This window comes from Streptoverticillium reticulum (assembly GCF_047456005.1).
Lineage (GTDB): Bacteria > Actinomycetota > Actinomycetes > Streptomycetales > Streptomycetaceae > Streptomyces > Streptomyces reticulum.
Window position 1 is genome coordinate 3274438 of sequence record NZ_CP179755.1, and the last position, 21559, is coordinate 3295996.

General features: G+C 71.8%; 20 protein-coding genes. 11 read left to right on the forward strand and 9 right to left on the reverse strand.

From position 1 onward, the window contains the following. Position 1 precedes the first annotated feature (1 nt). Positions 2 to 502, reverse strand: a complete 501-nt coding sequence (locus ACMATS_RS14680) for a hypothetical protein (RefSeq protein ID WP_414168133.1) — start codon at positions 500 to 502, stop codon at positions 2 to 4. Positions 503 to 742: 240 nt separating this feature from the next. Between ACMATS_RS14680 and ACMATS_RS14685 the strand changes: the two genes are divergently transcribed. The 3 genes from ACMATS_RS14685 (at position 743) to ACMATS_RS14695 (ending at position 4470) form a co-directional block, all read left to right on the forward strand. Then, on the forward strand, positions 743 to 1462 hold the full coding sequence (locus ACMATS_RS14685) for an IclR family transcriptional regulator (protein ID WP_414168134.1): 720 nt from the start codon (positions 743 to 745) through the stop codon (positions 1460 to 1462). A gap of 380 nt (positions 1463 to 1842) precedes the next feature. Then, complete coding sequence (locus ACMATS_RS14690) at positions 1843 to 3600, forward strand: acetyl/propionyl/methylcrotonyl-CoA carboxylase subunit alpha (RefSeq protein WP_390776221.1); 1758 nt, start codon at positions 1843 to 1845, stop codon at positions 3598 to 3600. 288 nt (positions 3601 to 3888) lie between these two features. Continuing rightward, positions 3889 to 4470 carry a TetR/AcrR family transcriptional regulator gene (locus ACMATS_RS14695; protein ID WP_227727107.1) on the forward strand — a complete coding sequence of 194 codons (582 nt, stop codon included), beginning with the start codon at positions 3889 to 3891 and terminating at the stop codon, positions 4468 to 4470. A gap of 129 nt (positions 4471 to 4599) precedes the next feature. Here ACMATS_RS14695 and ACMATS_RS14700 read toward each other — a convergent pair whose 3' ends face one another. Further along, positions 4600 to 5562: a DeoR/GlpR family DNA-binding transcription regulator gene (locus tag ACMATS_RS14700; RefSeq protein WP_391152620.1), complete on the reverse strand. Its 963-nt coding sequence runs from the start codon at positions 5560 to 5562 to the stop codon at positions 4600 to 4602. A 146-nt stretch (positions 5563 to 5708) separates the two neighbouring features. Next, positions 5709 to 7142, reverse strand: a complete 1434-nt coding sequence (locus ACMATS_RS14705) for an NAD(P)H-quinone dehydrogenase (RefSeq protein WP_336416195.1) — start codon at positions 7140 to 7142, stop codon at positions 5709 to 5711. Between the two features lie 166 nt (positions 7143 to 7308). Here ACMATS_RS14705 and ACMATS_RS14710 point away from each other — a divergent pair, with 166 nt between their 5' ends. The 3 genes from ACMATS_RS14710 (at position 7309) to ACMATS_RS14720 (ending at position 10622) form a co-directional block, all read left to right on the forward strand. Then, on the forward strand, positions 7309 to 7746 hold the full coding sequence (locus ACMATS_RS14710) for a gamma-glutamylcyclotransferase (RefSeq protein ID WP_190130299.1): 438 nt from the start codon (positions 7309 to 7311) through the stop codon (positions 7744 to 7746). A gap of 122 nt (positions 7747 to 7868) precedes the next feature. Beyond that, the gene (locus ACMATS_RS14715; RefSeq protein ID WP_336416193.1) at positions 7869 to 8684 is read left to right on the forward strand and encodes a purine-nucleoside phosphorylase; all 816 of its coding nucleotides are present in this window, start codon (positions 7869 to 7871) and stop codon (positions 8682 to 8684) included. 252 nt (positions 8685 to 8936) lie between these two features. Further along, a complete protein-coding gene (locus tag ACMATS_RS14720; RefSeq protein WP_414168135.1) occupies positions 8937 to 10622 on the forward strand; it encodes a phospho-sugar mutase in 1686 nt (561 codons plus the stop codon). Positions 10623 to 10782: 160 nt separating this feature from the next. Here ACMATS_RS14720 and ACMATS_RS14725 read toward each other — a convergent pair whose 3' ends face one another. From ACMATS_RS14725 to ACMATS_RS14740, 4 genes are all read right to left on the reverse strand, one after another. Then, positions 10783 to 11358: a PH domain-containing protein gene (locus tag ACMATS_RS14725; protein ID WP_390776218.1), complete on the reverse strand. Its 576-nt coding sequence runs from the start codon at positions 11356 to 11358 to the stop codon at positions 10783 to 10785. Positions 11359 to 11382: 24 nt separating this feature from the next. Then, the gene (locus ACMATS_RS14730; protein WP_414168136.1) at positions 11383 to 11988 is read right to left on the reverse strand and encodes a class F sortase; all 606 of its coding nucleotides are present in this window, start codon (positions 11986 to 11988) and stop codon (positions 11383 to 11385) included. 193 nt (positions 11989 to 12181) lie between these two features. Further along, positions 12182 to 13534 (reverse strand): hypothetical protein, encoded by a 1353-nt coding sequence (locus ACMATS_RS14735; protein ID WP_414168137.1) that lies wholly within the window; start codon positions 13532 to 13534, stop codon positions 12182 to 12184. A 285-nt stretch (positions 13535 to 13819) separates the two neighbouring features. Beyond that, a complete protein-coding gene (locus ACMATS_RS14740; RefSeq protein WP_414168138.1) occupies positions 13820 to 14767 on the reverse strand; it encodes a hypothetical protein in 948 nt (315 codons plus the stop codon). A 383-nt stretch (positions 14768 to 15150) separates the two neighbouring features. Here ACMATS_RS14740 and deoC point away from each other — a divergent pair, with 383 nt between their 5' ends. The 3 genes from deoC to ACMATS_RS14755 are packed head-to-tail and all read left to right on the forward strand — an operon-like array spanning position 15151 to position 18465. Next, on the forward strand, positions 15151 to 16152 hold the full coding sequence (gene deoC / locus ACMATS_RS14745; protein WP_390776779.1) for a deoxyribose-phosphate aldolase: 1002 nt from the start codon (positions 15151 to 15153) through the stop codon (positions 16150 to 16152). A 2-nt stretch (positions 16153 to 16154) separates the two neighbouring features. Continuing rightward, positions 16155 to 17585, forward strand: a complete 1431-nt coding sequence (locus ACMATS_RS14750) for an aldehyde dehydrogenase family protein (protein ID WP_390776214.1) — start codon at positions 16155 to 16157, stop codon at positions 17583 to 17585. Continuing rightward, positions 17578 to 18465 carry an aldehyde dehydrogenase family protein gene (locus ACMATS_RS14755; RefSeq protein WP_390776213.1) on the forward strand — a complete coding sequence of 296 codons (888 nt, stop codon included), beginning with the start codon at positions 17578 to 17580 and terminating at the stop codon, positions 18463 to 18465. The genes ACMATS_RS14750 and ACMATS_RS14755 overlap by 8 nt, the downstream gene beginning before the upstream one ends. 95 nt (positions 18466 to 18560) lie before the next feature. On the opposite strand, the gene ACMATS_RS14760 is transcribed toward ACMATS_RS14755, so the two are convergent. Further along, the gene (locus ACMATS_RS14760) at positions 18561 to 18929 is read right to left on the reverse strand and encodes a hypothetical protein (RefSeq protein WP_414168139.1); all 369 of its coding nucleotides are present in this window, start codon (positions 18927 to 18929) and stop codon (positions 18561 to 18563) included. A gap of 139 nt (positions 18930 to 19068) precedes the next feature. Between ACMATS_RS14760 and ACMATS_RS14765 the strand changes: the two genes are divergently transcribed. Then, a complete protein-coding gene (locus ACMATS_RS14765; RefSeq protein ID WP_390776211.1) occupies positions 19069 to 19815 on the forward strand; it encodes a uridine kinase in 747 nt (248 codons plus the stop codon). 112 nt (positions 19816 to 19927) lie between these two features. On the opposite strand, the gene ACMATS_RS14770 is transcribed toward ACMATS_RS14765, so the two are convergent. Next, positions 19928 to 20680 carry a SigE family RNA polymerase sigma factor gene (locus ACMATS_RS14770; protein ID WP_390776210.1) on the reverse strand — a complete coding sequence of 251 codons (753 nt, stop codon included), beginning with the start codon at positions 20678 to 20680 and terminating at the stop codon, positions 19928 to 19930. 195 nt (positions 20681 to 20875) lie between these two features. On the opposite strand from ACMATS_RS14770, the gene afsQ1 reads away from it, so the two are divergent. Beyond that, on the forward strand, positions 20876 to 21553 hold the full coding sequence (gene afsQ1, locus ACMATS_RS14775; RefSeq protein ID WP_336416172.1) for a two-component system response regulator AfsQ1: 678 nt from the start codon (positions 20876 to 20878) through the stop codon (positions 21551 to 21553). The last annotated feature ends 6 nt before the right edge of the window (positions 21554 to 21559 follow it).

The following is a 21559-nucleotide window of genomic DNA, read 5'->3' on the forward strand; positions in this document are numbered from 1 at the left end:
GTCAGAGCGGGAGCTCCTGGGTCACGCGGTTGAGCTGGCCCAGCTGGTTGAGCTGGTCGAGCTTGCCGAGCTGGTTGACGGCGCCGGGGTAGATGCTGGTCTCGGGCTGGCCCGGCTGCTGGACCTGGTCCGGCGCCGGCGCCGTGACGGGCCCGGCGTGCGAGCTCGGCGCCATCCGGCCGCCCGACGGCCTGCCGGGGGCCGCCTTGCCGGCGGGCGCGGCCTTGCCCGTGGGGGCACCCTTCGCGGCGGGAGCGCTCTTCCCCGCCGGAGCCGCCTTCCCCGCCGGAGCCTTCGCGGCGGGCGCGGCCTGCCCGGGCGTCGCCGCCCTCCCGCCCTCGGCCGCCGGCTGGGCAGCCGCCTTCGCCGCCGGCCGGGCGTCCGGCGCACTTCTCGGCGGCGGCACCGGCGAGGGCGCGGACGGCGCGGCGGATGCGGTGGCGGAGGTCACGGAGAGAGCTGCGCCGGCGAGAGCGGCGGCTGCGGCAATGCGCTTGATCATGACTTCATCAACGATGTCATGGCATTTCGGTCACCCTGTGCTGCGCCACCCGAGGGCGGCGCCCCCCAACACCCGCCGCCCGCAAGGACGGTGCCGCGCCGCACGCGAATTCCACGCACCCGCCCGGGACTTCGCGTACACATCCGCACATCAGGCGACATCTTCCGACACCCTCCGGCATCCTGCGATGTGCGACGCTGGAAGACTCCGCCCCGCACCCCCGCCCCGGAAAGGATCACCGTGCTGCAGTCCGTGGACCGCGCCCTGGACGTCCTGGACGCCGTCGCCGCCTCCGCGGACCCGGTGCCCGCCAAGACCCTCGCCCGCCGGCTGGGCTGCGGGCTGTCCACGGTGTACGAGCTGCTCGGCACCCTCACCGCACGCGGACACCTGGTCCGTACGCCCGCGGGCTACGCGCTCGGCTACCGCGTGCCCGCCCTGCACCACGCCTTCCAGCGGCAGATGCAGGTGAGCGACGAGGTGCAGGAGTTGCTGGTGCGCATGCGCAAGGCCGTCGGAACGGACACCTACTTCAGCGCCTACCGGGACGGCGACATCGCCGTGCTCGCCGGCACGGCCGCCGCCCACCCGGCCACGGGCGGCTTCTCCGTGGGGCACGACGCCGTCCCTCACGCCACGGCCCACGGCAAGGTCCTGCTGGCCGCCCTGCCCCGGGCCGCCCGGCTGCGCCGGCTCACGGCCTCGGGGATGCCCGCCGTCACCCCGCGCACGATCACCTCCCCGGAGCTGCTGGACGTACAGCTGCGCCGGGTGCGGCAGGAGGGGGTGGCGGTGGAGGTCGAGGAGTGCGCGGCCGGAGTGGCCTGTGTGGCCGTACCGGTGCCCGGGGCCCTGCGGGCGGTGTCGGCGGCGCTGCCCGTGGAGGAGTTCCGCCGGCACGGCCGACGGGTCACGGAGGCCCTGCGCCATGTCGCGGCGGAGGCGGCCAAGTTGGTCTGAGTTGGTCCGAGCCGGCCCGGAAGTCGGCCCGGAAGTCGGCCCGAGCGCCGCCCCGGCCGTCGCGTCCGGCCCGGATAACCGCGCCTACTCATGGGTAAGCAAGAAATCGGAGGGCTCCCCGGGCGCAAACTTTGCTTCACCCGTTCGTAGGGACTCCACAAAGAAACCGCCCCCCGGGCGCCACGCGATCATGGAGATCCAGACCACACCGGCACGCCGCCTCAGCCGCCCGAACGCGGCGTACCGTGGAGGTTCTGGGGACTTCGGTCCGCACACGGCTCCCGCCTCACGCTCCGTGTGGGCAAGCTCACCCCGGAAGTCGGGTCGGCACAGAGTGTGCCCAGTACCTAAACTCACCTTGTTTCAAGGAGGGAGCCATCGTGCGCAAGGTGCTCATCGCCAACCGTGGCGAAATCGCTGTCCGCGTTGCTCGTGCATGCCGGGACGCCGGAATCGGGAGTGTGGCCGTCTACGCCGACCCCGACCGTGACGCGTTGCATGTCCGTGCGGCCGACGAGGCGTACGCGCTGGGCGGTGACACCCCGGCGACGAGCTACCTGGACATGGCCAAGGTCCTGGCCGCGGCCGCCGAGTCCGGTGCCGACGCCGTCCACCCCGGATACGGGTTCCTGTCCGAGAACGCCGAGTTCGCCCAGGCCGTCATCGACGCCGGGCTGACCTGGATCGGCCCGCCGCCCCAGGCGATCCGCGACCTGGGCGACAAGGTGGCGGCCCGTCACATCGCCCAGCGCGCCGGCGCCCCGCTGGTGGCCGGCACCCCCGACCCCGTCTCCGGGGCCGAGGAGGTCGTGGCCTTCGCCGAGGAGCACGGCCTGCCGATCGCCATCAAGGCCGCCTTCGGCGGCGGCGGCCGCGGCCTGAAGGTCGCCCGCACCCTCGAAGAGGTCCCCGAGCTCTACGACTCCGCCGTGCGCGAGGCCGTGGCCGCGTTCGGCCGGGGCGAGTGCTTCGTCGAGCGCTACCTCGACCGCCCCCGGCACGTCGAGACCCAGTGCCTGGCCGACAAGCACGGCAACGTGGTCGTCGTCTCCACCCGTGACTGCTCGCTGCAGCGCCGCCACCAGAAGCTGGTGGAGGAGGCCCCGGCCCCGTTCCTGACGGACGAGCAGAACGCCGAGCTGTACCGCGCCTCCAAGGCGATCCTCAAGGAGGCCGGCTACGAGGGCGCGGGCACCTGCGAGTTCCTCGTCGGCCAGGACGGCACCATCTCCTTCCTCGAGGTCAACACCCGCCTCCAGGTCGAGCACCCGGTCACCGAAGAGGTCACCGGCATCGACCTGGTGCGCGAGATGTTCCGCATCGCCGACGGCGAGGAACTCGGCTACGACGACCCGGCGGTGCGCGGCCATTCCTTCGAGTTCCGCATCAACGGCGAGGACCCCGGCCGCAACTTCCTGCCCGCCCCGGGCACCGTCACCAAGTTCAACGCCCCGGCCGGCCCCGGCGTGCGGCTGGACGCGGGCGTGGAGTCCGGCTCGGTCATCGGCCCGGCCTGGGACTCCCTGCTGGCCAAGCTGATCGTCACCGGCGCCACGCGTGAGCAGGCCCTGCAGCGCGCGGCCCGCGCCCTGGCGGAGTTCCAGGTGGAGGGCATGGCCACGGCCATCCCGTTCCACCAGGCCGTGGTCACCGACCCCGCCTTCACCTCCGACCCGTTCCGCGTCCACACCCGCTGGATCGAGACGGAGTTCGCCAACACCATCCAGCCCTTCGCCGGCGGTGCCGCCGCCGAGGAGGACGAGGAGCTGCCCGGCCGCGAGACCGTGGTCGTGGAAGTCGGCGGCAAGCGCCTGGAGGTCTCCCTCCCCGCCTCCCTGGGCATGACCATCGCCCGCACCGCCGCGGCCGGGGGCGCCAAGCCCAAGCGCCGCGCGGCACGGAAGTCCTCCTCCGCCGCCTCGGGCGACTCCCTCGCCTCCCCGATGCAGGGCACGATCGTCAAGGTCGCGGTCGAGGAGGGCCAGGAGGTCAACGAGGGCGACCTGATCGTCGTCCTCGAAGCGATGAAGATGGAACAGCCGCTCAACGCCCACAAGTCCGGCACCGTCAAGGGCATCACCGCCGAGGTCGGCGCCTCGGTCTCCTCCGGCGCCGTCATCTGCGAGATCAAGGACTGACGCGGCTCCGCCGGACGCGGATCTTCGCGCCCCGTCAGGGGCGCGGGGCTGTTACACGTGCGGCTCCGCCGCGTGGGCGCGACCAGCCACCGACGGCCCGCAGCCGACGCACCACTCCAGAGGTCCGGGGCGAAGCCCCGAGAACCTCGGCTGCGGGCGCGTCGTGGCCGATCGCGCAGTTCCCCGCGCCCCTTCGGGGCGCTGCATGATCCGCCGGACACCCCTCCATGCGCCTGGCATCCTTGGCAGGCGGGGACCACGGGGCACCGAGCGGGAGGACGGACGGAGATGACGGCCGAGACGGCGCAGACGTCACCACGACCCATGCGTGCGGACGCGCGGCGCAACTACGAGCGGCTGCTCGCCGAGGCCCGTACGGCCTTCACGGAGCACGGCACGGACGCCTCGCTCGAGGACATCGCCCGCCGCGCGGGCGTGGGCATCGGCACGCTCTACCGGCACTTCCCCAACCGCACGGCCCTGATGAGCGCCGTCTTCCAGGGCGAGCTGGACGGCCTGCTGGCACGCTCCCGCGAGCTGCTGGCCTCCCCCGAGCCCTGCCGGGCCCTGGTGGCCTGGCTGCGGGCCATCGTGACGCACGCCAGCACGTACCGGGGCCTGTCCCGGGCCCTGATGGCCGCACAGAGCGACAAGGCCTCCGCCCTGTCCCGCTGCAGCCTGCCGCTGCGGGACGCGGGCAGCATGCTGCTGGCGCGGGCCCAGCAGGCCGGCGCGGTGCGCGGCGGCGTGGACATCGCCGACCTGATGCAGCTGACCAACGCCATTTCGCTGGCGGTCGAACAGTCCCCGGACGACCCGGAGTTGGCCGACCGGCTGCTGATGCTGACACTCACGGGCCTGCGCCCCTAAGGGGCGCAGGACGGCTCCGCCGCGTGGGCGCGACCAGCCACCGACGGCCTGCAGCCGACGTCCCGGGGCTCCCAGCGGAGCGTCGGCCACCGTTGCGGCGGGAGGGAGATGCCGCCGCAACCCGGCCCGCTATCTCCGGCGGAGGTCCGCCACCCGTGCCGTGGGCGGCTGGTCGAGGGAGACCGCGCTGCGCAGCTGCGCCCCGGGCGGGCCGCCCTGTCCGGGGGCGTCCGGCCGGCCCGGGCCCAACGGGAGGCCGCGCCGCTGGCCCGGCAGGGGCGGCACGTCCCGGCGGCGGGCCGGTACGGGCTCGCCCGGCACCCCTGCCGCCGAGCCCGACCCCGCGCCGGGCCCGGCGACCGAGATGTGCACGCCCTGGTCGGCGAGCGCCTGGAGCTCGGTGGCAGCACGGTCGTCGTGGGCGGGCGGCTCGTCGGTCACCAGCCGGGTGATGACGTCCGTCGGGACCGTCTGGAACATCGTGTCGGTGCCCAGCTTGGTGTGGTCGGCGAGCACGACCACCTCGGCCGCGGCCTGCACCAGCGCCCGGTCCACGCTCGCGGAGAGCATGTTGGACGTGGACAGTCCGCGCTCGGCGGTGAGACCGCTCCCGGACAGGAACGCTCTGCTCACCCGCAGCCCCTGCAGGGACTGCTCGGCCCCGCTGCCCACGAGGGCGTAGTTGGAGCCGCGCAGGGTGCCGCCGGTCATGACGACCTCGACCCGGTTGGCGTGGGCCAGGGCCTGGGCGACGAGCAGGGAGTTGGTGACCACGGTGAGCCCCGGCACCCGGGCGAGCCGGCGGGCCAGCTCCTGGGTGGTGGTGCCGGCGCCGACGACGACGGCCTCGCCCTCCTCGACGAAGCTCGCCGCCAGATCGGCGATGGCCGTCTTCTCGGCGGTCGCTAGATGGGATTTCTGCGGGAAGCCGGACTCCCTGGTGAATCCGCCCGGCAGCACCGCACCGCCGTGCCGGCGGTCGAGCAGTCCTTCGGCCTCCAGAGCCCGCACGTCCCGCCGTACGGTCACTTCGGAGGTCTGGACGACGCGGGCGAGCTCACGGAGCGAAACCGCTCCGTTGGCCCGCACCATTTCGAGGATCAATTGACGACGTTCTGCAGCGAACACGAAACCGACAGTAACGCCAACGACCATCTGTTTTCAGCAGGTTGCAGCAATTAACGGAAGTTGTCCGCACTGCAACCCGAGGAGTGGTATGGGCCATCACCGGCCCGGTTTCACGCCTCCCGCTGCGTCTTCCGCGTGTGCAGCTGCCGCGCCACCTCGGCGATCGAGCCGGAGAGCGACGGGTAGACGGTGAAGGCGCTGGCGATCTGCTCCACGGTCAGGTTGTTGTCCACCGCGATCGAGATCGGGTGGATCAGCTCGCTGGCCCGCGGGGACACCACCACACCGCCCACCACGATGCCCGTGCCGGGGCGGCAGAACATCTTCACAAAACCGTCCCGGATGCCTTGCATCTTCGCGCGCGGATTGCGCAGCAACGGAAGTTTGACGACACGGGCGTCAATCAATCCGTTGTCGACGTCGGCCTGGGTGTACCCGACCGTCGCAATCTCCGGATCCGTAAATACGTTCGCGGATACCGTCTTGAGATTGAGCGGCGCCACCGCGTCGCCCAGGAAGTGGTACATCGCGATGCGGCCCTGCATCGCCGCCACGGACGCCAGCGCGAAGACCCCGGTGCAGTCGCCGGCCGCGTAGACGCCGGGCGCACTGGTCCGCGAGACCTTGTCCGTCCAGATGTGTCCGGACTCCAGGAGCCGGACCCCGGCCTCCTCCAGTCCGATCCCGGCAGTATTGGGGATCGACCCGACGGCCATCAGACAGTGCGTCCCGGTGATGACCCGGCCGTCGGCCAGGGTGACCTCCACCCGGTCCCCCACCCGCTTGGCCGACGCGGCGCGCGAGCGCGCCATCACGTTCATCCCGCGCCGCCGGAAGACGTCCTCCAGCACGGCGGCCGCGTCCGGGTCCTCGCCCGGCAGCACCCGGTCCCGCGAGGACACCAGCGTCACCTTCGAGCCCAGCGCCTGGTAGGCGCCCGCGAACTCGGCACCCGTGACACCCGAGCCGACCACGATGAGCTCCTCGGGGAGCTCCTCCAGGTCGTACACCTGCGTCCAGTTCAGGATCCGCTCGCCGTCCGGCAGCGCGTCCGGAATCTCCCGCGGGTGGGCACCCGTGGCGACCAGCACGGCGTCCGCGACCAGGGTCTCCTCGGTGCCGTCGGCGGCGCGCACCACGACCGTGCGCGACCCGTCGGGCTCCCGGTTCGGCTCCAGCCGCCCGCGCCCCCGCATCACCCGGCCGCCGGCCCGCGTGACCGACGCCGTGATGTCGTGGGACTGCGCCAGCGCGAGCCGCTTCACACGGCGGTTGACCTTGCCCAGGTCGACGCCGACGACCGTGCCGTCCTCGCCGTCGTCGACGGTGATCCCCAGCTCCTCGTACGAGGAGTCGAAGTTGGTCTTCACCTCGGCCGTCGCAATGAGAGTCTTCGAGGGCACGCAGTCGGTGAGCACCGACGCCCCGCCCAGACCGTCGCAGTCGACGACGGTCACCTCCGCGCCGAGCTGAGCGGCGACCAGCGCCGCTTCGTAGCCGCCGGGTCCGCCACCGATGATCACGATCCGAGTCACGTACTCCATTGTCCCGCACCCATTCGAAGTGACTCCTTCCGGGGCCCGGTTACCCGTCCGCAGCCCGTGTCCGCGCGAGGATCCGTGCGAGCTTCGGCAGAAAATTCCGTACGAACCTCCCTTCGAGACTGCCACCCCAAATGCCGTCCCGCCTCACTCCCGTACCCTCGGAACCATGTCGCTCTACGCCGCGTACGCCGGCAACCTCGATGCGCGGCTGATGTCCCGCCGCGCCCCGCACTCGCCGCTGCGCGGCACGGGCTGGCTCAACGGCTGGCGGCTGACGTTCGGCGGGGAACAGATGGGCTGGGAGGGCGCCCTCGCCACCATCGTCGAGGCCCCCCGCTCACAGGTCTTCGTCGCCCTCTACGACATCGCTCCGATGGACGAGGACTCGATGGACCGTTGGGAGGGTGTCGGCCTCGACATCTACCGCCGGATGCGGGTGCGGGTCCACACGCTGGACGGGGAGGAGCCGGCGTGGGTGTACGTCCTCAACGGCTACGAGGGCGGGCTGCCCTCGGCCCGCTATCTGGGCGAGATCGCCGACGCCGCCGAGTCGGCGGGGGCGCCGCACGACTATGTGATGGAACTCCGCAAGCGGCCCTGCTGACGGGAGGGCCCCGGGGCGCGGCCCCGGGGCCCGGGCTTCGTCGCAAGGCACAAAGTAACAATGGGAACTCCGTAAGCGACGACATCTACGCGCGTAGGCATGGAGCGGTTACCCTCGTCGGCGTGAACGCATCAGTTACCCCCCAGACCGACCCGTACGCCGCGGCCGACGCCGCCGCCGCCCGCCTGCGCGAGCTCACGGGCGCCGAGACCCACGACGTCGCCCTGGTCATGGGCTCCGGATGGGTTCCCGCCACCGAGGCCCTCGGCACCCCCGAGGCCGAGTTCGCCGTCACCGAGCTCCCCGGCTTCTCCGCCGCCGCCGTCGCCGGCCACGCGGGCACCGTGCGCTCGTACAAGGTCAACGACAAGCGCGCGCTCGTCTTCCTCGGCCGCACGCACTACTACGAGGGCCGCGGCGTCGCCTCCGTCGTCCACGGCGTCCGCACCTCTGTCGCCGCGGGCTGCAAGACCGTCGTCCTCACCAACGGCTGCGGCGGCCTCCGCGAGGGCATGCGCCCGGGTCAGCCGGTGCTGATCAGCGACCACATCAACCTCACGGCGACCTCGCCGATCGTCGGCGCCAACTTCGTCGACCTCACCGACCTGTACTCGCCGCGGCTGCGCACCCTGTGCAAGGAGGTGGACCCGTCCCTCGAGGAGGGCGTCTACGTCCAGTTCCCCGGCCCGCACTACGAGACCCCGGCCGAGATCAGGATGATCCGCACCCTCGGCGCGGACCTGGTCGGCATGTCCACCACCCTCGAGGCCATCGCCGCCCGTGAGGCCGGCGCCGAGGTCCTGGGCATCTCCCTCGTGACGAACCTGGCCGCGGGCATGACCGGCGAGCCGCTCAACCACGAAGAGGTCCTGCAGGCCGGCCGCGACTCGGCCGTCCAGATGGGCGAGCTCCTCGCCAAGGTTCTGCCGCGCCTCTAGGCCTGCCGCCTTTTGGCCTCCGGGGCGTGTCCCACCATCGACGGTGGGTCACGCCCCCACTCACGTGAGGGGTGCGGGGCGGGACGGGCCCCGGCAGGGGGCGTAAAGGACTATTTGTGGCTGGTGCGGGGCACCCCCAAGGATGCGCCGAGGCCACAAACAGTCCAGCCCCCAGAGGGGCCCGTCCCGCCCCGCACCCCGACCCACCACGCACCGCACCCCGATCCGCCCCGCAACCTCCGGAGGAACCCCGTGCAGCGAGACCTCATCGCCCAGGCCAGGACGTGGCTCGCCGAGGACCCCGACCCCGAGACCCGCGCCGAGCTCGCCGAGCTCATCGACGCCGAGGACCTCGCCGAGCTCGGCGCCCGCTTCGCCGGCACCCTCCAGTTCGGCACCGCCGGCCTCCGCGGCGAACTCGGCGCGGGCCCCATGCGCATGAACCGCTCGGTCGTCATCCGCGCCGCCGCCGGCCTCGCCGCGTACCTCAAGAAGCAGGGCCACACCGACGGCACGGTCGTCGTCGGCTACGACGCCCGCTACAAGAGCGCCGACTTCGCCCGCGACACCGCCGCCGTCATGGTCGGCGCCGGTCTCAAGGCCGTGGTCATGCCGCGCCCGCTGCCCACCCCCGTCCTCGCCTTCGCGATCCGCCACCTCGGCGCCGTCGCCGGCGTCGAGGTCACCGCCAGCCACAACCCGCCCCGGGACAACGGCTACAAGGTCTACCTCGGCGACGGCTCCCAGATCGTGCCCCCGGCGGACGCCGGCATCGCCGCCGAGATCGCGGCGGTCGCCAGCCTGAACGACGTGCCGCGCCCGGACGCCGGCTGGGAGACGCTCCGCGAGGAGGACATCCTCGGCGCCTACCTGGAGCGCACCGACGCCGTCCTGACCGGTGGCTCCGCGCGCAACGTCCGCGTCGTCTACACGCCGATGCACGGCGTCGGCCGCGACGTGCTGACCGCCGCCTTCGCCCGGGCCGGCTTCCCCGCCCCGGCCGTCGTCGCCGAGCAGGCCGAGCCGGACCCGGACTTCCCGACCGTCGCCTTCCCGAACCCCGAGGAGCCGGGCGCGATGGACCTGGCCTTCGCGACCGCCCGCGAGGCAGCGGCCCGCGGCGAAGCCCCGGACATCATCATCGCCAACGACCCCGACGCGGACCGCTGCGCGGTGGCCGTGCCGGCGGACGACACCGTCGAGGGCTGGCGCATGCTGCGCGGCGACGAGGTGGGCGCGCTGCTGGCCGAGCACCTGGTGCACAAGAACGCCGCCGGGACGTTCGCGACGACGATCGTCTCGTCGTCGCTGCTCTCGCGGATCGCCGCCGCCGGCACCGGCACGCCCTACGAGGAGACCCTGACGGGCTTCAAGTGGCTCGCCCGGGTGGACGGCCTGCGCTACGCGTACGAGGAGGCACTGGGCTACTGCGTCGACCCGGAGGGCGTGCGCGACAAGGACGGCATCACGGCCGCGCTGCTGATCGCCGAGCTCACCGCCGAGCTGAAGGAGCAGGGCCGCACGCTGAGCGACCTGCTGGACGACCTCGCGGTCGAGCACGGGCTGCACGCCACCGACCAGCTGTCGGTGCGCGTCGAGGACCTGTCGGTCATCGCGTCGGCGATGCGGCGCCTGCGGGAGCAGCCGCCGACGGTGCTGGCCGGGCTGCACGTGGTGTCGGCCGAGGACCTGAGCAAGGGCACGGAGTCGCTGCCGCCGACGGACGGCCTGCGGTACCACCTGGCCGGTGACGAGGCCGGACAGGTCTCCGGGGCCCGGGTGATCGTGCGGCCGAGCGGCACGGAGCCGAAGCTGAAGTGCTACCTGGAGGTCGTGGTGCCGGTCGCCGATGCGGCTGCGCTGGCCGGGGCCCGGGTGCGCGGTGGTGAGGTGCTGGCCGCCATCAAGACGGATCTGGCGCGGGCCGCCGGGATCTGACCCGTCCGGGGTGGGTCGGGGGTGGGGTGGGAGCGGGACGGGCCCTTCCGGGGACTGAACTTTTTGTGACGGTCTGCTCCACGCGGGGGTGCCCCGCCCTCTCGCCACAAAAAGTCTTTACGTCCCTCTCCAGGGCCCATCCCGCTCCCACCCCACCCCCTCACGTCACAACGAGGGTCACGAAGACCACCAATCCCACGGCCGACGGCACCATCACCTCGTACGCCCAGCGCACTGCAGGGGTGCCGTCCCGCTCGGCGAAACGTTCGGCCAGCTCGCGGAGGTCGTCGATCGCCTGGTCGGAGGGCGCCTTGCCCGGCGCCTCGGTCGGCAGGGAGAGCCCCTCCGCAGCGCCGCGGGCCGCACGCCGGGCGACCCGCTTCCGCTGGCGCAGCGACACCGGGATCGCCCAGAGCTGGTACTTCTTCCCGCCGGCCAGCACCTCGCTCGAGTACCCCGCACGGATGTGCTCCACGCTCCCCCACGGCAGGGTGATCGTGCGGAACGGATTCCGCACCAGCAGCCGTTCCTCACCGGCCCACACCGCCGGGCGCAACGTGAACGCGATCACCAGCGGCACCACGCACAACAGCGCCGCCAGCGCGAGCCACGGCGTCCGTCCCGCGCCGCGCAGCAGCGCATCGCCGCCGAGCCAGGCGGCCAGGGCCAGCAGCAGGACGCCACCGGCGATACCGGCGGGAGAGCGGTAGCACCGGTCCTTCGGGGTACTCGTCATGGCGCCGATTCTGCCTGAGGCGTTCTACGGGCGCGGGCCCGCGGTCAGGTCGGCGTAGACGACGATGTTGTCGGGCCGGTGCCCGTCGCGCAGCGCACCGCCGCAGGTGATCACCCGCAGCTCGGGACGCCGGGTATTGCCGTAGACCTTCCTGGTCGGAAAGTGCTTCTTGTCCACCTGCTCCAGCTCCCGCACGGTGAAGGTGGCAGTGGAGCCGTCAGCCCGGTCGACGACGATCGGATCCCCGACCTTGATCTTCTCGACGTCCTTGAGGACGGCCGGCCCCTCCACGGTGTCGTAGTGCCCGATGAGCACCGCAGGCCCAATCTCACCAGGCGTAACACCCTTGTCGTACCACCCGATGCGCTCGGCCTGGGCGACGGACGGCACCTGAACGGTCCCGTCCTCGGCGAGCCCGAGGTCGAGGACGGGCGAGGCGTCCACGGAAGCGGCCGGTATCCGCACCCGAACGGGCTTGGAAGCCGCCATCGGGGCAACGCTGCCGGCGGCCCGGGGCGCAGCAGTGGCAACAACCTCGGCACCGGCCTTGGGCACATGGGTACTACTGCAAGCAGCGAGCCCTCCCCCCGCCACAAGGGCGAGCAGCACGGCGGCGGGACGGCGGATCATACGAACTCCCAGCAGGGGCACAGGCATTGGGGTGACGTGAGGGGGCGGGGCGGGAGCGGGACGGGTCCTGGAGAGGGACGTAAAAACTTTTTGCGGCGAGAGGGCGGGGCACCCCCACGCGGAACAGACCGCCGTAAAAAGTTCAGTCCCCGGAAGGACCCGTCCCGCTCCCGCCCCGCACCCGCCCCACGGATCAGCCGCGGACGCCCACGGCGCGACGCCGCAGCACGGTGAACGCCACACCGGCAGCGCTCACGGCGGCAAACCCGCCGATGGCCGCGACGAGCGCAGCATCGTTGCCCTCACGCACCCCTTCGGCACCGGCGGCGACGCCGCCCTCGGGGATGGCCTTGGTCTGGGCGGCGTCGGAGGACGCCAGCTGCACCGAGGCGTTGGTGGCCTTGGCGGCACCGGCGCCGGTGGAGCCGGTGTCGACGGGCTCACTGTGACCCGCGCCGCACCCCACGGAGGCTTCCGGGAAGTCGGAGGTCACCGACGGGTAGCCGCCGCCCTGCATCTTCGTCCAGAGCTTCGGGTGGGCGCCGAAGGGGTCGATGATGTGGCCGGTGCGTCCGTCCGACGGGTGTTGACGGTCCATGATGATGCCGCTGAGCTCGTCGTAGCCGGTCTTGTAGCTGACCTGCGGGCCCTTCGGGCCGTTGCTCAGCACCGCGATGGTGCCGGCACCGATGTTCACCTCGCGGGAGACGATGCACCCGCCGTCGTTCTGCGGGGCGCTCAGAACCTCGGCAGTGACAGTGCCGTCCACCGAACTCACCTTGATGCGCTGATGGTTGTACTCACCGTAGCCGTCCTTGCCGTCGGCCTCGATGGACTCGCGGTACACCCCGGCGGCACCGTCGCGCGCGACGAGCCCCCGGTAGTGGTTCGGGCCGAGCTTGTAGACACGCACGACACCGGCCTGAGGAAGCCGGGTCATCCCGATGTACTCCCCGGCCGCCCCGTCGCCGTCGACCGACTTCGTGAGGATCTCGCCGCTCAGGGCGGTCAGGGTGAGGTGCATCCCGTGGTACTCGAAGGGCACGTCACGCCCGTCGGCCTTGACCGACTTGACGACCGCATCGCCCGACATGACGTCGGCCCGGTGGGTCTCGGGGCCGGACTCGTAGACCTTGACCACGGTCCCATCGGCCAGCGTCACGGTCCGGTGCAGCGCCCAGGTCCCGACGACCGACCCCTTCCCCGAAACGGGCTCGTCCTTCTTGACGCCACCGGCATTGGAGCCCCCCTCCGGCTTCTCCTCGGCCTTCTTGCCCGCCTTCGACGGCTCGGCGGCAGCCTGGCCTGCCTTCTGCTCCTTGTCGGCGGGCGCCGGAGCGGCAGGGGTGGTGACGGTGGTGGCACCGGCGCCGGTGACGGCCTCAACCGCCTTGGCGGCAGGGACGGCGGGGGCAGCAGGGGCGGCGGGAGCCGCAGGCGCGTCGGCGAACGCGGCAGCGGCGGGAGTGAGGACCGCGCTCGCGAGCGCAGCGGAGGTGACGGCAGCACGCAGTGCGGAGCGGCGGCGCGGGAACAGAGCAGACATGCAGGACTCCTGGCGGAACTGGGCCTGGAAAGACCTAGGAAGGAAAGAGGTAGGGATTTCGCATGCCGCTTCCCTCGGATCGGTTGAGACCGGAGAGGTCAGACGGTGTCGCTGAGAAAACTGTAATTGACCACCTGTGAGCAAACTTTCCGTTCTATGTCACGGAACATCAACAGCAACCGGGAGAGAAGGATCCAGTTCCGCAAAGCACCCCAAGCGGACAACACGGAAAGGCGGACCGCTGTCACGACGACAGCGGTCCGCCCCTCAACACCCAACCACGGCTCAGGCGTTGGCACCCACGGCCTTGCGCCGCCGGTACAGCACCGCGAAGCCGATGCCGGCGGCACCGACCGACGCGAGCGCGCCACCGCTCGCGAGCAGCACCTGGTGGTCACCGCCCTGCTCACCGACCCCCTCGGCGCCGGCCGCGACGCCGCCCGCCGGTATGGCCTTGGTCTGGGCGGCGGCAGCCGACACGGCCTGCACCGAGGTACCGGTGCTCTGCCCACGCGTGGCGGCAGCAGCGGAATTCCCCTTGCCCTCCCCGCCCTTGTCGCCCCCGATCCACGAGGACTCCACGGTGCCGTCCGCGTTCAGCACCACGCGCATACCGCCCCACTGACCAACGCTGTTGCCCTTGCTCGACAGGATCAACACGAGGTGACCGTCGACAGCAAGCTCACCACGGAAGTTGTCCAGGCGGTCCCTGCCGACCGCCATCCGGTGACCGTCGACAAGGGCGTACGAGACCGGCTCCTCACCCTTGCCGCCCTCGGCCCACGAGGACTCCACGGTGCCGTTCGCGTTCAGCACCACGCGCATGCCGCCCCAGTAACCGACGCTGTTGCCCTTGCTCGACAGGATCAACACGAGGTGACCGTCGACAGCGAGCTCACCACGGAAGTTGTCCAGGCGGTCCTTGCCGACCGCCATCCGGTGACCGTCGACGAGGGTGAACGAGGACGGCTCCGTCTTCTTGTCACTCTGCGACTGCTGGTCCTGCTTCCGGTCGCCCTCGGCCGACGCCTTCGGGGCAGGCACGGTGGCGGTGCCCGGCTCGGCCGCCTTGGCGGCAGGCGCGGCAGACGCCGCAGGCGCCGCAGGCGCACCCGGCACCGCAGGTGCGTCGGCGAACGCGGCAGCGGCGGGGGTGAGGACCGCGCCAGCCAGCGCGGCGGAGGTGACAACGGCACGCAGTGCGGAACGGCGGCGCGGGGACAGAGCAGACATGCAGGGCTCCTGGCGGAACTGGGCCCGGAAGGACCCGAGGAGGGAAGAGGGAGGGATTTCGCATGCCGCTTCCCTCGGATCGGGCGAGGCCGGAGAGGTCAGACGGTGTCGCTGAGAAAGACAGTAAACGATCTTGAGTGACCGAACTTTCCGCTTATTGTCACGGAACATCAACAGCAACCGGGAGGCACTCCTCCACTCCCGCCAAACCGGACCCACCCCATCGCAAGGCGGCACCAACCCCCCGCCCCCGCCCCACCGTTGCACCGACCACCGCCCCGCACGACCGGGCGCCGCGCAAACGATCTTGCGGGCCCCGCCATTTCGTTACCTTCGCGAGGAGTGACACGCGCTACGCGCGTAGATATGCTCATCCGGTGACCATGCACCCTCCTCCGAAGTTCTCCTCATCCGGCAACGAAGCCGCGGAGCGACTGGCGTCGATGGCGGACGTGACCGCCTCCGACGGTGCGCTGCGCCGCTTCCTGCACGGCCTGCCGGGCGTCGACCCGGTCGGGCTGGAAGCCCGCGCCGCAGCGCTCGGGACCCGCTCGATCAAGACGACGGCGAAGGCGTACGCCATCGACCTGGCGATCTCGATGATCGACCTGACGACCCTGGAGGGCGCGGACACCCCGGGCAAGGTCCGGGCACTGTGCGCCAAGGCCCTCAATCCGGACCCGACCGACCGCGGCACCCCCCGTACCGCGGCGGTCTGCGTCTACCCCGACATGGTGGCCACGGCCGCCGAGGCCGTGGCGGGCTCGGACGTCAAGGTCGCGTCCGTCGCCACCGCGTTCCCGGCGGGCCGCGCCGCGCTGCCGGTGAAGCTGGCCGACACGGCCGACGCCGTCGCCGCGGGTGCGGACGAGATCGACATGGTGATCGACCGGGGCGCCTTCCTCGCCGGCCGCTACCTGTCGGTCTTCGAGGAGATCAAGGCCGTCAAGGAGACCTGCCGCCGGGAGGACGGCACCGCCGCCCGGCTGAAGGTGATCTTCGAGACCGGCGAGCTGTCGACGTACGACAACATCCGCCGCGCCTCCTGGCTCGGCATGCTGGCCGGCGCCGACTTCATCAAGACCTCCACCGGCAAGGTCGCGGTGAACGCCACCCCGGCGAACACCCTGCTGATGCTGGAGGCCGTGCGCGACTTCCGCGCGACGACCGGCGTCCAGGTCGGCGTGAAGCCGGCCGGCGGCATCCGCACGACCAAGGACGCGATGAAGTTCCTGGTGCTGGTCAACGAGACCGTCGGCGAGGAGTGGCTGTCCAGCCACTGGTTCCGCTTCGGTGCCTCCAGCCTCCTCAACGACCTGCTGATGCAGCGCCAGAAGCTGAGCACCGGGCGCTACTCCGGTCCCGACTACGTGACGGTGGACTGACCATGGCTTTCGAATACGCACCGGCTCCCGAGTCGCGCGCGGTCGTCGACATCGCCCCGTCCTACGGGCTGTTCATCGACGGCGAGTTCCGCGAGGCCTCGGACGGCAAGGTCTTCAAGAGCGTCTCCCCCTCGACCGAGGAGGTGCTCTCCGAGGTCGCGCAGGCGTCGGCCGAGGACGTGGACGCGGCCGTCAAGGCCGCCCGCAAGGCCTTCGAGAAGTGGTCCGCGCTGCCGGGCTCGGAGCGCGCGAAGTACCTGTTCCGCATCGCGCGGATCATCCAGGAGCGCTCGCGCGAGCTGGCCGTCCTGGAGACCCTGGACAACGGCAAGCCGATCAAGGAGACCCGCGACGCGGACCTCCCGCTGGTCGCCGCGCACTTCTTCTACTACGCGGGCTGGGCTGACAAGCTGGACCACGCCGGCTTCGGCCCGAACCCCCGCCCGCTGGGCGTGGCCGGCCAGGTCATCCCGTGGAACTTCCCGCTGCTGATGCTGGCGTGGAAGATCGCCCCGGCGCTGGCCGCGGGCAACACGGTGGTCCTCAAGCCCGCCGAGACGACCCCGCTCTCCGCGCTGTTCTTCGCGGACATCTGCCGCCAGGCCGGCCTGCCCAAGGGTGTCGTCAACATCCTGACCGGCGACGGCTCGACGGGCGCCGCGCTCGTCGCGCACGAGGGCATCGACAAGGTCGCCTTCACCGGTTCCACGGGTGTCGGCAAGGAGATCGCCCGTACCGTCGCCGGCACGGACAAGAAGGTCACGCTCGAACTGGGCGGCAAGGGCGCCAACATCGTCTTCGACGACGCCCCGATCGACCAGGCCGTCGAGGGGATCGTCAACGGCATCTTCTTCAACCAGGGCCAGGTCTGCTGCGCGGGCTCGCGCCTGCTGGTCCAGGAGTCGATCCAGGACGAGCTGCTGGACGCGCTCAAGCGGCGCATGTCCACGCTGCGCGTCGGCGACCCGCTCGACAAGAACACCGATGTCGGTGCGATCAACTCGGCCGAGCAGCTCGCCCGCATCAAGGCCCTCGCCGACAGCGGCGAGGCCGAGGGTGCCGAGCGCTGGGCCCCGGACTGCGAACTGCCCTCGTCCGGCTACTGGTTCGCGCCGACGCTCTTCACGAACGTCTCCCAGGCGCACCGGATCGCCCGCGAGGAGATCTTCGGCCCGGTGCTGTCCGTGCTGACGTTCCGAACCCCGGCCGAGGCGGTGGCGAAGGCGAACAACTCGCAGTACGGCCTGTCCGCCGGCATCTGGACGGAGAAGGGTTCGCGGATGCTCGCCGTCGCGGGCAAGCTGCGTGCGGGCGTCGTCTGGGCCAACACGTTCAACAAGTTCGACCCGACCTCGCCGTTCGGCGGCTTCAAGGAGTCGGGCTTCGGCCGCGAGGGCGGCCGCCACGGTCTGGAGGCGTACCTCGATGTCTGATGCACGGCTGAGCGTTCTCAAGACCTACAAGCTGTTCGTCGGGGGCAAGTTCCCCCGGTCCGAGAGCGGGCGGGTGTACGAGGTGACCGACTCCAAGGGCAAGTGGCTCGCCAACGCGCCGCTCTCGTCCCGCAAGGACGGGCGGGACGCGGTCGTCGCGGCCCGTAAGGCCGCGGGCGGCTGGGCGGGCGCCACGGCGTACAACCGTGGCCAGATCCTCTACCGCATCGCCGAGATGCTGGAGGGCCGCCGCGACCAGTTCATCGGCGAAGTGGCCGATGCCGAGGGCCTGTCGAAGTCCAAGGCGGCCGCCCAGGTGGACGCGGCGATCGACCGCTGGGTCTGGTACGCGGGCTGGACGGACAAGATCGCTCAGGTCGTGGGCGGCACGAACCCGGTGGCGGGGCCGTTCTTCAACGTCTCCTCCCCGGAGCCGACCGGCGTCGTGGCCGTCGTGGCCCCGCAGGAGTCGTCGTTCCTCGGGCTGGTGTCGGTGATCGCCCCGGTGATCGCCGGCGGCAACACCGTGATCGTGATCGCCTCCGAGGGCTCGCCGCTGCCGGCGCTGTCGCTGGGCGAGGTGCTGGCCACCTCGGACCTGCCCGGCGGCGTGGTCAACATCCTGTCCGGCAAGGCCGCGGAGATCGCTCCGTCGCTCGCCGCGCACCAGGACGTCAACGCGATCGACCTGGCCGGCGCGGACGCCGAGCTGGCCAAGGCGCTGGAGTTCGCCGCGGCGGACAACCTCAAGCGCGTGCTCCGTCCACAGCCTGTGGACTGGTCCGCGACTCCGGGCACGGAGCGCCTGACGGCGTTCCTGGAGACCAAGACCGTCTGGCACCCGACCGGTTCGCTGGGCGCGGGCGGTTCCTCCTACTGACGGCCTGCCCGGCCCCGCACACGCGCAACGGCGGCTCCCCTGCAGGGGAGCCGCCGTCGTCGTCCGTACGGACGGGCTCAGACGTACGGACGGTCTCAGGAGCCGCTTGCTGCCGGCAGCAGGTTGGCCGCGGCGCCGATCACCGGCAGGTCGCCCACGTGGCCGCCCTTGGCGAGCGGGTCGGTGGCCAGCGAGGTGCCCACGGGCTTGAAGTCGGCGACCTGTGTGCGGGCGCCGTTGTCCAGCGGGTCGACGCCGGTGTTGGCCAGCGGGTCGGTCGGGAGGTTCTTGAGCACCGGAGTCAGGCCCTCGAGCGACTTCTCCAGGGCGATGTGGGTGCCTTCGACGGCCGCGAGGACGTCGGTACGGCCGAACTGGGCGCGCGCCTGTCCCGCGCCCGCGGCACTGGCGCCGGCCGCGCTGCCCGCGACGAGCGCGGCGCCTGCGGAAACGGTCAGCCCCACGCGCACCAGATTGCGTGCGAAGGGCGGAGGGGGATGGGGCACGGTACGGGCGTGCCGTGCGTGCCGTGCGTGGGAGGCCATGACCACCTGCCGGGTCGGAGAATTACGTCAGCGATTGGCAACGGAACGTATCGGAGTGATGACGCTTCGCGCACGTCCCGACCCGGGGGGATCCCCCATTCGGCCCAATGCGTCACACTGGTGTCCCGTGACTTCCTCCTGCCATCCGCGCGTCGTCCTGCTGACCGGCCCGTCCGGTTCCGGAAAGTCGTCCCTCGCCGCCCGTACCGGGCTGCCCGTGCTCAACCTCGACGACTTCTACAAGGAGGGCGACGACCCCACGCTGCCGCTGCTCGCGGACGGCTCGGGCACCGACTGGGACTCGCCGCTGTCGTGGGACGCGGACGCGGCCGTGGCCGCCGTCGAGGAGCTGTGCCGCACGTCCCGGACGGCGGTCCCGGTGTACGACATCTCCACCAGCTCGCGGACGGGGACGAGCGTGCTCGACATCGGCCGCACGCCGCTGTTCATCGCCGAGGGCATCTTCGCCGCCGACATCATCGTCCGCTGCCGGGAGCTGGGCGTGCTGGCGGACGCGCTGTGCCTGCGCGGCCGTCCCTCGACGACCTTCCGGCGCCGGCTGGTGCGTGATCTGCGCGAGGCCCGCAAGCCCGTGCTCTACCTGCTCCGCCGCGGGCTGCGGCTGATGCGCAGCGAGCGCGGCATCGTGGCGCGGCAGACGGCGCTGGGCGCCTTCGCCTGCGGCGGGGAGACGGCCATGGGCCGGATCGCCGCGGCGGCCGCGGGCCGGCGGGGGCCGGTGCGCGAGGCGGTGCCGGACGCGGTACCGGATGCGGCGCCCGCCGCCACCGTCACGGGGGCGTGAACGCGGGAGCGGGCGGGCAGACCCCCCGGCTGCCCGCCCGCTCCCTTTCCCCCGTTCCCCCCTCTGTGGTTCCCCCCGTTTTCCCCCGTGTCCCCCGTTGTCCCCAGGTCTCTCAGGCGACCAGTTCCCCGAAGCACTCCTCGACGGCGCGGCCGTTGGCGATGGCCTCGTCGTCGCGCAGCCGGCGCAGCGAGCGCCAGATGCTGCTCTTGACCGTGCCGACGCTGATGTCCAGGATCTCCGCGATCTCCGGGTCCGTGCGGCCCTCGTAGTAGCGCAGGACGAGCATGGTGCGCTGCAGTTCGGGCAGCCGGGCCAGCGCCTGCCAGAGGACGGCTCGCAGTTCGGTGCCGCGCATCGCGTCGTGCTCGCCGACGGTCTCCGGGAGCTCCTCGGTCGGGTACTCGTTGAGCTTCCGCCGGCGCCAGGCGCTGATGTGCAGGTTGGTCATGGTGCGGCGGAGGTAGCCGCCGACCGCGGCCTTGTCGGTGATCCGGTCCCAGGCGCGGTACGTGGAGAACAGCGCGCTCTGCAGCAGGTCCTCGGCCTCGTACCGGTCGCCGGTCAGGTGGTAGGCGGTCGCGTACAGGGAGGCCCGGCGCTCCTGGACGTAGGCGGTGAACTCGGCCTCCGTCCGCGAAGCGCTCTGCCGGCGTCCCCCCGTGATGTCGGTGACATCGGCCGCCGCAGCAGGCTTCTCCCCGTACGCGATTGCATCCACAGCCACCATGTACGGCGGCCGGACGCGTCCGGTGCCACGAGCGCACCCCCGTCCCCCCACGGCACCGGACTTCTCCGAACCCCTGCCGGCGTCGTGCAGGCGCGTGCGAACTGCGCTGGTCGTCGAGCTGTGCAGGGTGTTCATCTCGTGCCCCCCGTCGTGGAGCCGGCCGGTCCGGTAGTGCTCCCGGACCTTGGTCTTGCCCGGTGCATCACAGCCTGCCGGGCCAGTTTCATCGCGCTGTCCGCCGACTGTCACAGCCCTGCAACAGGCGAAGCCGGGGTCGTGACAGGATCCGTCTGTCGAACTACCGGCCACTCTTAGGCCAGAATGACCACCGTGCCTTTCCTGTTGCTGATCGAGGACGACGACGCCATCCGCACGGCCCTCGAAATGTCGCTGTCCCGCCAGGGTCACCGTGTGGTGACCGCGGCGAGCGGCGAGGACGGTCTGAAGCTGCTGCGCGAGCAGCGGCCGGACCTGATCGTGCTGGACGTCATGCTGCCCGGGATCGACGGCTTCGAGGTGTGCCGCCGGATCCGCCGCACCGACCAGCTGCCGATCATCCTGCTCACCGCGCGCAGCGACGACATCGACGTCGTGGTGGGCCTGGAGTCGGGTGCGGACGACTACGTGGTCAAGCCCGTGCAGGGCCGGGTGCTGGACGCCCGGATCCGGGCCGTGCTGCGCCGGGGCGAGCGGGAGTCCAGCGACTCGGCGACCTTCGGTTCGCTGATGATCGACCGTTCCGCGATGACGGTCACCAAGAACGGCCAGGACCTCCAGCTCACGCCGACCGAGCTGCGGCTGCTGCTGGAGCTGAGCCGCCGGCCGGGGCAGGCGCTGTCCCGGCAGCAGCTGCTGCGCCTGGTCTGGGAGCACGACTACCTGGGCGACTCCCGGCTGGTGGACGCCTGCGTCCAGCGGCTGCGCGCCAAGGTGGAGGACGTGCCGTCCTCCCCCACCCTCATCCGCACGGTCCGCGGCGTCGGCTACCGCCTGGACGCCCCGCAGTGAACGAGA